This is a genomic window from Thermogemmatispora tikiterensis, assembly GCF_003268475.1.
GTDB lineage: Bacteria > Chloroflexota > Ktedonobacteria > Ktedonobacterales > Ktedonobacteraceae > Thermogemmatispora > Thermogemmatispora tikiterensis.
In genome coordinates this window covers 2,494,559-2,506,951 of record NZ_MCIF01000002.1, presented here as the reverse complement: position 1 = coordinate 2,506,951, position 12,393 = coordinate 2,494,559, and the positions used below count along the sequence as shown (strand labels likewise).

At 59.3% G+C, this 12,393-nt stretch carries 8 protein-coding genes and 1 pseudogene; 5 read left to right on the top strand and 4 right to left on the bottom strand.

Annotated elements, in window-relative coordinates; genetic code table 11:
- Positions 1–213: 213 nt before the first annotated feature.
- The 4 genes and pseudogenes from A4R35_RS10160 to A4R35_RS10145 form a co-directional block, all read right to left on the bottom strand.
- Positions 214–1,442: pseudogene (locus A4R35_RS10160) on the bottom strand (IS256 family transposase).
- Positions 1,443–1,527: 85 nt separating this feature from the next.
- Positions 1,528–1,986 carry a hypothetical protein gene (locus A4R35_RS10155; RefSeq protein ID WP_146747170.1) on the bottom strand — a complete coding sequence of 153 codons (459 nt, stop codon included), beginning with the start codon at positions 1,984–1,986 and terminating at the stop codon, positions 1,528–1,530.
- Between the two features lie 108 nt (positions 1,987–2,094).
- A complete protein-coding gene (locus A4R35_RS10150) occupies positions 2,095–5,271 on the bottom strand; it encodes an ABC transporter permease (RefSeq protein ID WP_112428995.1) in 3,177 nt (1,058 codons plus the stop codon).
- 18 nt (positions 5,272–5,289) lie between these two features.
- Positions 5,290–6,051: an ABC transporter ATP-binding protein gene (locus A4R35_RS10145; protein ID WP_112428993.1), complete on the bottom strand. Its 762-nt coding sequence runs from the start codon at positions 6,049–6,051 to the stop codon at positions 5,290–5,292.
- A 230-nt stretch (positions 6,052–6,281) separates the two neighbouring features.
- On the opposite strand from A4R35_RS10145, the gene A4R35_RS10140 reads away from it, so the two are divergent.
- The 5 genes from A4R35_RS10140 to A4R35_RS25285 all read left to right on the top strand — a co-directional run bounded on the left by A4R35_RS10140 (position 6,282) and on the right by A4R35_RS25285 (position 12,069).
- Positions 6,282–7,604 carry a sensor histidine kinase gene (locus A4R35_RS10140; protein WP_189361620.1) on the top strand — a complete coding sequence of 441 codons (1,323 nt, stop codon included), beginning with the start codon at positions 6,282–6,284 and terminating at the stop codon, positions 7,602–7,604.
- The gene (locus A4R35_RS10135; protein WP_112428988.1) at positions 7,604–8,263 is read left to right on the top strand and encodes a response regulator; all 660 of its coding nucleotides are present in this window, start codon (positions 7,604–7,606) and stop codon (positions 8,261–8,263) included. Before A4R35_RS10140 ends, A4R35_RS10135 begins: the two co-directional genes overlap by 1 nt.
- Positions 8,264–10,528: 2,265 nt before the next feature.
- A complete protein-coding gene (locus A4R35_RS10130) occupies positions 10,529–10,915 on the top strand; it encodes a hypothetical protein (RefSeq protein WP_112428986.1) in 387 nt (128 codons plus the stop codon).
- A gap of 449 nt (positions 10,916–11,364) precedes the next feature.
- A complete protein-coding gene (locus tag A4R35_RS10125; protein WP_112428984.1) occupies positions 11,365–11,721 on the top strand; it encodes a hypothetical protein in 357 nt (118 codons plus the stop codon).
- A gap of 219 nt (positions 11,722–11,940) precedes the next feature.
- Positions 11,941–12,069 carry a hypothetical protein gene (locus A4R35_RS25285; protein ID WP_189361618.1) on the top strand — a complete coding sequence of 43 codons (129 nt, stop codon included), beginning with the start codon at positions 11,941–11,943 and terminating at the stop codon, positions 12,067–12,069.
- Positions 12,070–12,393: the final 324 nt, after the last annotated feature.

The following is a 12,393-nucleotide window of genomic DNA, read 5'->3' as shown; positions in this document are numbered from 1 at the left end:
CGAAATTCTCAGATCATGTCTCATGATCTGGTGGACTTTGAACAAAGCAAGCCAGGTAATTCCCTTTATCAGGTCAGGCTCGCAGGAGGACATGGAGGTAAGAGCAACTGATCTGAGGGCATTTCATGAAGATGAACGTAGGGAACGTATTCATATCAGGGGATCTGGGAAAAGAAGCCAGCGAACCACACTGACGGGGGTGAGGCGATGACATCAGCGAATCGGCCCGAGCCGCAACGGTCCATGAGAAGCGGGTATTTCCGAGGATGGTTCGTTTAGCTTGCGCATCGACTCCTGGCTAAAGTAGCGCCGCTCGATCTGCCATTCATCATCGATTTCCAGCAACACCGACCCCACCAGGCGAAGAACCGATTCGCGATCAGGAAATACTCCGACGATGTCGGTTCGGCGCTTGACTGCACGGTTTAATCGTTCCAGTGGATTGGTGGAATATAACCGGCTCCAGTGATCCTGGGGAAAGGCCATATATGCCAACACATCCTCCTCAGCCTCCAGCAGCACATGTGCAGCCTTCGGCCAGCGACCTTCCAAGGCTTTGACCACTTCCTGGCGTTGCTGTCCAGCGGCTTGCCGGTTGGGCTGCGCAAAGAGCGTGCGCACGGCTGCGGCGACCATCGCCTTGTCCCCTTGTGGGACATGCGCGAGCAGGTTGCGTAAGCAATGGACTTGGCATCGTTGCCAGCTCGCTCCTTGCAACACGGCTCCAATGGCGGCTTTGAGGCCCGTATGGGCATCGCTGATCACCAGTTGTACACCGCGCAAGCCGCGCTCTACCAGACTGGCAGAAACGCGAGCCAAAAGGCATGTTCCTCGCTGGCCCCGATATCAAATCCCAAGATTTCCTGCTCTCCTGTTTCTTTGACCCCGATGGCGATCACGACCACCTAGCTGACAATCCGATGATTTTGGCACACTTTGAGGTAGAGCGCATCGAGCCAGACGTAGGGATGAGGCGTTTCCAACTTCCGCTCCCGAAATTGATGCACCACTTCATCCAGGTGCTGGCTGACCCGTGCCACCGCGCTTTTGTCGATGCCGGTCAAGCCCAGTGCTTTGACCAGTTCATCCACCCGGCGCGTACTGACCCCCTGAATGTAGGCTTTCTGGATGACAGACAGCAACGCCTGCTCCGCTTGTCGGCGCGGCTCCAGCAGGCTGGGGAAATAGCTCCCTTCTTGTAACTTGAGAATCTTGAGCGGAATCTCGCCCATCCGCGTTTGCCAGGTACGATCTCGATAGCCATTGCGGTAGGTGGTTCGCTCCTCGGTGCGCTCATAGCGATCAGCCCCGATCTTTTGTTTGACCTCGAACTCCATGAGCAAGGCGCTCATGACCCGGACGACCTCCCGCCAAAAATCCGGGTCGAGTCCGAGGCCGACTTGGCGCAGGTACGCGAGGATGGTATCGGTGGGATCAGGCATACCGGACTCCTGGTGAAGGATGTGGGGGAGATGCGCCATCACATGCTCTCTGACGCGTCCCACCCCCGATCAACACGCCATGCCCTCAATGAGCATTAAACGCATACATGATGTACCCATCCAGATCGGAAAGGCTCCAACCGCGTATCTCCTGCATCCGCGCATCAGCCTGAGCCTGGGTCAGCGCCCCCTGGTGAACCAGTTGAGTACAAGCGGTCTGAATCGCATTGAGTTCCAGCGAGGTTAACTGGTCCCGCGTCAAGCCTTCTTGCGTGGCGACATCCGAGATGGTCACTGCTGCCGGAGGATTGCTGCCTTTCTGACCACCGCCAGGAGTCGCACCCCAGAGTGCCGTTAGCTCAGCGACAGAGCGATGTAATCCCTGGGCCACCTGCTGCTTGATCGTATCCCAATAGATCTGGGGATCACCATCCCCCGGTAAGCTGCCGCTGCCTTTGGCTGGCGTGCTGGTAGCAACTGCGCCGGGTGCGGATGATCCTGCCTGGCAGCCCACCAGCAGTGCGCCCAGGCTGACGAACAACAAGCACAGACTCATGCCTGTGACGACGCAACGTAAAGACCAGGACAGACGATGCTGGCAAAACATACAATCACCTTTCATCTGTGTGAGGATCGCAGAGCGTGACCAATGTTATTCATAGCGCAGCGCCTCAGCCGGAGGAATCCGTGCCGCGCGCTGCGCGGGCGCCAGTGTGCAGAGCACGACGACGATAAAGCTGCCCAGCAGCAGCGCGGCAACCGGGAGCACGGGAACGGTCAGCGCCTGCGCGAACTGGCGAGCCATCGAGGAGACCAGCCACCACGCGAGCAGGCTTCCGACCAGCAGGCTGACGAGGATGAGAAAGCCCGTTTCCAGCAAGAAGGCGAGCCGCACCAGCGCCCGTGAGAAGCCAAGCGCGCGCATCATGCCGATCTGCTGACGTCGCTCGGTGACGGCACGACTGGCGATCACGCCGATGGCAAACGCGCCAAAGAGCAGCCCCAGCGCCAGGTAGCCTGTTAAGAACAGCGTCAGATTGGCGGTAAAGGTGTCGAGGGTGTCGGGTACCAGGGAGGTGATGGCAACGCTAAATCGCCCTAAATGCAGTGCCCGCCCGAGATCCAGGCTGGCTTGCGCCACGCTGACACCAGGCTGGAGGCGCAGGTAGTAAGCGAAATAGCGCTGATAGGGCTGGCCGACCATAGCCGCAGCAGTCCTCGTCGAGAGCAGGAACGAGGGCCAATAAGTGGTGCTGGGTTCGATGCCAATCACCGTGACCGCATAGTAGGGCGCGTGGGCATCGCTGCTGGTGGGCATCTCTGCCACGAAGGGCGTAAAGCCGTTGGTCGTGGGCAGTCCCAGCCCTCCACTGTACCGCAAGACCGCATAGCCCACGTGATCACGCACGGCATTCCACACCTGCCGGTCGGTGGTATAGCCCTCGGCGCGCGCCGCCAGAGGCATGGTGGTCAGCGTTAGAAAGGTGTCATCCACTACATAGGGTGCGGGTACAGGGGGATAGGTGGGATGCCCCGGAAGCTGAAAGCGTATCGGTTGCAGGGAACGGCTGTTCGGGTTATAGAGCGACTGGAACCGCGCCACTGCCGCAATATCACGCGACAGGGTGGTGGGAGTCTCGTACACCGCCTGCCCCAGACGTGCCTCCTGGTCCTGGGTGAGCGCCACTTCCAGGTGGAAATCGCCGGTAATCGTTTGAATCTGCCCCTGCTGAATAGTCGTCGAATTGGTCAGCACTGTGAGCATGATGAGAAAGGTAATCAGGCTGAGCAGCGTCACCATCGTGGTGGTGCGGAAGCGCGAGGTGAGCGGGTAGACCAGACTGATGCGCGCAATCGGAGCCAGGGGCCGGATACGGAGCAGCAGCCAGGTCAGGGCAGCCATCAGCAGGTCCAGATTGCCCATGACGATGACCACTGCGCCTGTCAGCGGCATCAGTAGCATCCCGAAACTTTCGAGCAGCGATGGTGGCTGAAGAAATGGCAATCCGGCAGCACCGCTGGTGGGAGCAAAGGCACTCAGGAAGAGGGTATTCCCCATCTGTAACCCGGCGAGTATCCAGCCAATCCCCATCAGGGTGAAGCCGATGCGCTGTGCCAGCACGCGAGGGAAACGGGTCAGTGTCATGAGCCAGATCACGAGCAGCCCGGTTCCGCCAATGAGCAGCGCTGCTCCACAGACATGCAGCCCATTATCCACGGTTCCATAGGGGCCCTGCTGCATCCACAGCAGCGCGCCGAGGGCGAGGCAAGCCGGACCCCGCACCACCAGTCCCCACAGCAGTTGCCCCAGGAGGACGCGGGTGCGCGGCGTGGCTTCTGTCCCTGTTGGTGCTGCTTGTCCATCCTTGCACGGGCGCAGCGTGCGTGCCAGCATCTGGAAGATGGCGCCAAACGCTGGTAGTGGGGCTTGCGGCGCGTCGAGGTTGCGGATGGCGACCACGATGTTCAGATGGCTCATCCAGATGGCCGCCGCCAGGATTACGAGGAAAATGCCCAGCAGGCTCAAACACCAGACCTGCATCACGGTGGGCGCCTGCACCGCCAGGTGCAGGGGAACCGAATTGCCCTGCGGGTGCAGGCGTCCCAGGGCCATCAATTCCAGCGCGGTGGCTCCGATGCCCAGCGCAACGCCCGCGCTGGCAGCGATCAGCCCATAGCACCCGCCTTCGAGCAGCAGCGTCTGGAGAAGCTGGCTTCGCTGCAAGCCAAGAGCGCGGCTCAGACCCAACTCCGCGCGGCGTTCCAGTGCCAGCAGCAAGCAGAGCAAGACCAGCAATAGCATACTCGCGCTGATCAGCAGCCCGGTAAAGGCGGGCAACAGGGTAAAGAATTGGCGCGCGGCGGGAGAAGCCGTCAATTCTCCTTTATTATTAATCGGTGGAAAGCTAGTAAAGGAGACAACCAGCAGCGTTAAGGGGTGCAGCTGTACGATGCCAAAATCGGTGGGAAAGTGCGTGCTGCCATGTGTATCGGGATTGATAGGCGCCACGCCAACGATGTGTTGCAGCTCCTGCACGACCGGCTGGCTGTGCGCGTCAACCTCCTGGGCCTGATTCCTGACGCAGATCACGTTGGGCACCAGCGGCGGATGCCCAAGCTGCGCTGCTGTTGTCTGGAGCGTAGCGAGTGGCATCACCACCTCGTTGAGTGCGTCATCAAAGGTCACTTCCCCCGTCGTCACCGCCAGATCGTGCGCCAGAATGCCGCGCACCGCGAGCCGCAGCGTGCCTTCGTCCGTTGTCACCTGAATATGATCGCCTGGGTGGGCATCCAGCAGCGCTGCGCTGGCCTGGCTGAGCAAGACCTCATCTGGTCCGAGCGCGGTGAAGGAGAGCGGATGCCCGGTGATGTCGGTGAGTGGGCCGTACACCGCGTCGAAGGACGGCGGGACGGCGTAGACAAATGCATCGCCCGCCGCGATGTCATCAGCAACAGCGGCAGGCTGAATCAGGATACCCGTGGCGCGCTGAACGCCAGGGGTCTGCTGTGTGCGGCTCAGCAAGTCTGTAAATTGGCTCTGGGTCCAGGTGCCGCTGATGGACTCATCGACCAGACCCAGCTTCACCAGGCGGCTGGCTTCCTCAGAGGCGTTGAAGCTGTCTTGAAGCACAAAAGAAGTGGTCAGAAAGATAGCAGCCAGGATGAGGCCCGAAAGCCTGATCACGGTCAAACCGGGTCGGCGGAGGCTATTGCGCAGTCCCATCCGCAGCAACAGGGGTGTCCGTATCCCCAGTCCTACCAACAGGAGCAGGGTGGCGCTGGTCCCCACGACGAGTGTCAGGGTAGGCGGTTCCAAATTGGTGAGCATCACATACCTCCTTCGTGGTTATTCGACCAGTCCACGTGGCCCGGCACGCTGCGCTGCAGGAAGCTGCGTCCCTGCCAGCAGATGATCCTCAACAATCTGGCCGTCGCGCATAGTGATGAGTCGTTGCGCGTGCCGGGCCACATCGGGCGCGTGTGTCACCCAGACGAAGGTCAGGCCAAGCTCTCGATTCAGACGCAGCATCAGGGCAAGAATGTCCTCGCTGGTCTGGCTGTCCAGCGCGCCAGTTGGCTCATCGGCCCAGACAATGGCGGGCTGCGTTGCCAGGGCGCGCGCGATGGCGATGCGCTGCTGCTGGCCGCCGCTCATCTCCGCCGGGCGATGCTTCGCCCAGGCCGCCAGCCCAACCTGCTCGATACACGCCAGGGCACGGCGCCGCGCCTCTTTGGGGCGAACGCCGCTCACCAGCAGCGGTAATTCGACGTTCTCGACGGCGTTCAGCACCGGCAACAGGTTGTACGTCTGGAAGATAAAGCCCATCGCGCGGGCGCGAAAGGCTGTAAGCTTGCGATCAGACAGGTGATGTAGTTCTTGTCCGGCAATCTTGATCGAGCCAGCCGTAATGCTGTCCAGGCCACTCAAGCAGTTAAGCAAGGTGGTCTTACCACAGCCGCTTGGTCCCATAATGGCGACCACTTCGCCGCGCCAAATCTGAAGGCTGACGCCAGTCAGCGCCTCTACGCGGAGCGCACCGGAGACATAGGTTTTGCGTATCCCGACAGCCTCCACCAGGACTGCTGGAAGATCAGAAAGGGGTATCATCAGCACGACTCCTTCATGTACGCACCATGACAAGTACGCACCATGACAAGATGGTTCTGGTGAGAGTCTAGCTGGTGTGGCAGCGTTTGCCATCGTGGAAACCCCAGCCAATGGCTCGTGGAAATCCCCCTCGTAATTTCCCGATAGGGATTTCCCGATAGACAGCGCTTGTGCCTGGTGGTATGCTGAGACTGAAAGAAGCAAGGCAACCAAGACAGAGGAAGAGGGCGATGCCTGGTCCTGATGATGCTCAGAGCAGCGTGCTCCCCCGCTCGCTGCTGCGAGGCTTTTTATTAGTATGGGTCGGTCTGATCGACCTGTGGACGCTGGGGACCCTCTGGTTGATCCAACCAGGGTGTCCCGTTCCAGCGCCTAGCTGCGCGCAAAAGCTGGCAGCTAGGCCCGCGCACCCTGGCAGCACACTGCCGCTCGCTTTTGTGTGCTTGTTAGGGCTGGCCCTTGTAAGCTTTTCCTTGCTGGCGGCATCCATTTCAGAGCGCGTACCAGCGCGCTGGCGCTGGAGCTATTTTCTGATCCAGGGCGCGCTCGTATTTATCATCGGGGACCTTACGGGGCAAGGGCTGGTCGTTGTCAATTTGTCCCTGGCCTTCGCGTTAGAGGCACTCCTGGCACTCAAACAGGTGCGCTCCATTGCCATCCTCGGCGGAGGCTACTTCCTGCTCACCATGCTCTGGTGGCTGCTGTCAAGTTGGGGAAAAGTGTCCTCCTGGCAAAGCGTTTTTGCGTTGCTCAATGGCGAGCCGGTCTTTCTGTCGCTGCTGCTCTTTGGCGGGGGCTATCTGATCTTGTATGTCTGGCAGGTCCGCGCTCACGCGCAGCTTGAGGATGCGCACCAGCAACTGCGCGCGGCGGCAGCACGCATTGAAGCGCTGACCAGACTCGCTGAGCGCCAGCGCATGGCGCGCGAGCTGCACGATACGCTGGTACAGGGGCTGGCGGGCATCATGATGCAATTGCAGGCAGCCAATGCACGCCTGACGCATCAACGTTACCCCCAGGCACAGGAGGCGGTCCAGCAGGCAATGGCGGAGGTGCGCGTAGCGCTGACCGAAGCCCGCAGTGCGATCACTGATCTGCGCACAACGCCAGCATCAGTGAGTGATCTCCAGGAGGCAATTCAGGCCGTGGTGCAGCGCTTTACCGCCGCCACTGGCCTTGCCTGTACGGTTACCCTCGATGGCATCGAACAGCTTCCCGCTGCCCTCTATGAGCCGGTGCAGCGGGTCATCACCGAGGGGGTGAGCAATGTGGCCCGCCATGCCCAGGCGAAGCAGGTCACGATCAGTGGTCAATGCAAAGATGGCCGCTATATCCTTGCCATCGGCGACGACGGTAGAGGCTTCGACCCCGCCGAAGCTTTTACGCAAGTAGGGCATTTCGGGTTGGTGGGCCTACGGGAACGTGCTCGCTTAGCCGGTGGGCATCTGGAGATCGAAAGCGCACCCCGGCAGGGAACCACCCTGCGCCTCTTCCTGCCACTGGATGCCAGCGGCCATAGCCCGCTGGCGCTGGAGAGGAGCCAGAGGCACTGATGAGCGCCATTCGCCTGCTCGTAGTGGACGACCACCAGGTCATTCGTCGGGGTGTGCGCACGATGTTGGCTGAAGGCGGCGACGAATTTGTGCTGGTCGGAGAAGCCGCCGATGGCGCGATGGCTATTCGCCTGGCTGGCGAATTACAGCCCGATGTGATCATGATGGACCTGCGCATGCCAGGGATGGATGGCCTGGAGGCAATCCGGCAGATTCGCCAGCAGTGGCCGACCATCGCTATCCTGATTTTAACGACCTACAACGAGGATGAGCTGATGATTCAGGGCTTGCAAGCTGGCGCCTGCGGCTACCTCCTCAAAGATGTCGATCTCGACGCTCTGCTACACGCCATCCGGCAAGCCGCACAAGGAGAAATCGTGCTGCCACCAGAAGTCAAGGAGCGCTTGCTGGCGCATGCCGCTCGCGGGCTTGAGCGCTCCCAAAGCATGCCGCGCCAGGGCGTGTTAACCGAGCGGGAAAAAGAGGTGTTGCTGGGTGTCGCCCAGGGCGAACGCACTAAAGAAATCGCCCGCCGCCTCGGTCTCACGCCGCGCACGGTGGAAACCTATTTGACCACGATTTACACCAAGCTGGGGGTGGATTCCCGCACTGCCGCAGTGGTCGTTGCCCTGGAACGAGGCATCTTGCCCCCAACCTGACCCCAGCTGCTCTGGCCCCCAGTGAATACTGCGGAGACGCAGGGCTTGGAGCACCTCTCATCAGCATTGGTCTAACCAAACGACTCAGCACGTTGCCCGCTTGATGCTCCCCTCATTGCGAATGGGAAGACGAAGTCATCCTCAGGCTCCACCTGTTCTCTCTTCTCTTCCTCAGCCATCAGAGGAGGAGCCATTATCTCCTCTATCGTGTTTGATGAGGAACACCAAAAAAGAACCGAAGGAACTGTCAGTTAGCTTTCGCTAATAGGGTGCTCATCCTGAGTGGGAAGGGCACTGCCTGATCCGTTTCCACGTCAGCATCAGGGGAGGCATGGGGAGCAGAGAGCGGGCCTCCCTGCATGTGCGTTTTCGTCTGCTCATCCGCTCAGAAGCCTTACAGTCAGAGAAGCCCAAACGCCTGCCTCACGGGGAGTGGACAGCATGCAGATTTCGCGAAGGCCGGTCCAGACCCGCTGGTTGCCATTCACAGGAGGGCCAGCATGACGCGAGGCGAAGAAGGGAAGCAAACAGTTCGCTCACGATCCTAGGGGGTCTTGACCGCTGAGACGGCGGAGGGCCCTGGCCCCGCTCTTATACAGCCCTGGAGCACGAGGCTGTGACCATCCTCTGCTAGGAGGACTTGGCTTTTCGGGCTGTGCCCACATGGCAATAGGGTGGCACGTTGATCAGACTGGCCGAGATCTTGTCTGGCTACCGTACCCTGAAGGCCAGGGTGATCCGAGCGAGTGAGGCCAGCTTCCGGCGAGTGAGGGCGCTGATCAATCCGGCAGTGGCTCTCCCGCTTGCCCAGCGCTCTAAGGGAGCGGAGTGAGCCTGGCGTGCTGCGGTGGAAATGAGCCAGGCTATTTGCCGGTCGCTTCCGGCAGCTGAGGGCACAGATGGCGCTGGCGGCGTTGCACACGCATGTGCAGGCTCCTGTGGGGTGAAACCCATCTCCACCGGTGGCAGCGTGGACCCCCGGGTCGCGTCAGGCTTCGCCGACATGATCGTGCTGATCATCCATCTCGGGCTATGGAAAGACCTGATTGCTGCAGTGCTAAGAACGCACAACGTGCCTCTCGCTCTTAGCGAGCGAGAGGTATGCGAGGTGTTTCTGCCAACAGCAGTCACCATTCGTTGGCTCCCTTCTCCCTTGTAGATGCCACCCCACTCTGACAGTACTCTCTATACCATGTGTCCGGGAGAAACGTTGCTCCTTAGGCATCATGTTATGGTGGCGGACACACGAGCAGCGGTGCGTAACAGGGCAGTACAGAGCCAGCTCGATACCGCAACCAGCACCGGAGCTGGCTGCTTGACTTGGTCGGGCATGTTTATTCCCACCTCGCGAGTCCTGATTGCTGCATAAGTGTCACTCCAGAGCTGCTGCTTCTCACTCGCGTGGAGATTTCGAGATTCCGGCCTGAAGTGCAAGTAGGGATGCTTGAAGCCGTCCAGTGGGGGCTGTCTGGGAGATCGCACTCGGCGGCGCAGCACATCATTGCCCCTGGCGTGGAGGTTCCTGGAGGCTCTGTCAGGTTCTCCGAGCCTTCCCTCGAGTGCAACCACTCGTTTCTCTGGGCATCCTCATGACCATCGGCCCGGCGTCATGGACTGGCCTGGTGTCGGTGTCCACTGCCAGACGGTGAGGCGTTCTCCGGGTTCTGCTTTCAATCAAGCAGTATTGCTCGATTAAGCAGTATTGCTCATGAGGAGTGTCAGTAGTCCTGGGTGGGAACAACAGGATTGCAGACCTAGAACAGCCTCCCTCCTGTGACATTCCTCCCTGGAACCTGTTTCCTCTTCCACCTTTCTGGCATGCCTCATTCCATCCTGCTTGCTGTTCTGCCTGCACGGCCTTCTGATGCACGGGGGCAATACATGGCCTGCGCTGATTGTTTCTGTCCTGTTCTCCTCCCCTTCCCGCGCTGTTCCTCTCGTGTTCCCTCCTGACCCGCCGGAAGACAAGGGGGATCTCTACTCGCTTCCTGCCGGTTTCCAGATCGCAAGAGGATGCTCAGAAAAGCTGACCCGCTGGGTATTCTGACCTTCATCACGCCGCTCATTATCCATGCGCATTCCCATACTGACGGCCTATCCCCTCCTCTATGCCCTTATGAGGGACATGCTGGCTGGTGTTTTTATTCTCTCGCTTGGGACATTTTTCTCCTCTCTGGCAATCCTGGATGCATCCAGCATCTTTAGTGACATGGGGAGCATCCGAGCACGTGTCGTCTCCTTAGTGGCTGAGCCGGTTATCATCTGGTGCTCTTCTGCGTTGCGTTGATCGCTCAGGTGACAATTCCCTTCGTTGTCAATCAGACGCTCATCTCCGCTCCCCATCTGTATGGCCCGACTCGTTGGCCGCTGGTGATGGCCTTGTTTCTCGTCATCCAGGCTGAAAGTGGGTCCATTCCCGTTGATAATCCTTCAACCACTTTCGGACTCTCAGTGATTGAAGGCTCCCGCACCATTGAATACTCAGGCCAGGAGCTGGCCCTAATGGAATGGGGAGGGGCCTTGCGCTTTTTTATGCTCCTGACTATCCTACTCAATGTCCTGACTGCTCCGCGGGGCCTTGCACCAGAGGCACACACCACCCTGCTCACTCTGTTCATCGCCTTCGTCTGTTGCTTGATAGTAATCGTTTAATATAAATATAGATTTTATATTTTAATTGCTTCAGCCCCACTGAATAATCTAATGCTTCAGGAGTTGGGGATTCCCCAGCAAGGAGTCGAAATATGGTACCAGTGGTTGCTCATATGGCAGCCAGAGCAGTGGTGAGGATGTTGCCACTGATCTCTGTACCATTCACACAGCTCCTTCAGATCCTGTAGGTCTTGCTCCTTCTAAGTACATCTGCGCTAACAGCGGTACATCTTCTTTCTCAGGCTATCTGGGCCTATCTGCTTCAATCATTGCTGCTCGGATTGAGAGCAGGAGTCGTCGGCCATATTACCAATAGCGCGGATCTTTACGCTGGGGCTGCGCTCACTATCGTAGTAAAATGGAGTGCCATTGGCTGGATTCTCCAGCGGATCACCAGGCGTTTGCATATGTAATGGGAAGCGTGCCCCTCTCTCAACGTTCCCAACTCATTGCTCATCCTGTGTCTTGATCTTTGTCTTGGCCTTCTTCGTATCACCGAAGGTGATAGCTCGTGGCACCGTGCCGGACAAGCCTCCACTGGCATTTTCATTGCTTTGGTGCTGATTGGGCTGCTCTTACTGGCCAGCCGTCACCATATGGTCATGCAGGTGATAGGGCTGCTTCCCAGTGAGAATGAACTCTTTGCAGGAGCTTTTGCGATCGTCTCTGGGATGCCCCTGATCATGGAATTTGGTGTCCTCTTCGATATACTGATTGCGGTCATAGTCACGGGCCTGTTGGTCACGCTGATCCAGCGTGTGCTGGTGAGAGCCGACACAGCTGACCGGCGGCGCCTGCAGGGGTAAGTGCTATGCTCTTGAGTCTGATTCTCCGCATTACACTTGTTGCCAGTAGTCTCTGTCTCTGCACCCGGCGCCGCCTGGGCTCGAATTGCTAACCGTAACCAGCACGGGTGCCATGTTGGTCGTGGCCTTGCTGGCTGTCCATCGGCTGCTTCAAAGAGGCATACTCAGCGCCCAGGAGACCGGCTCTATGCCGATGCACTCAGCATCCTCGCGGTCCTCGTGATTGCTCTGGTGAGCTTTACGAAAGCCTTGTACTCTATTGGGTACGTGCGTGAAGATATGCGCGAGCAGGATGTCACCCAGGGAGAAGGTCTGCGCCGCCTGCGCCGCTACTACGGTCAGCAGTGACCGCTCTGGTGCAGCCATGATACCAGCCACTGTGGCCCTCCAACGGCCAGTAAAGCCTTTCGAAGATCGCTGCGTGAGACCTCGGGTGCCGAGATCCTCGAAGTGACGGGTATAGCGTGCAATAGAGCCACTTGAGAGAGCATGGCCCTCGCGCGAGAGCGCCAGCCATGAGCCTGCCTCTCCCAGCAGTGGGAGCCGGGCCAGCACAGCGGCCCGACTCCGTCCCTGTGTGAGCTGCCTCTCGCTCCCAGTGCCCTGCTCTCGCCATCGCGGTGCGGGAGGCCCAACGGGGACTAGGCAGGCTCGTCTCACTCCTTTGCTGTT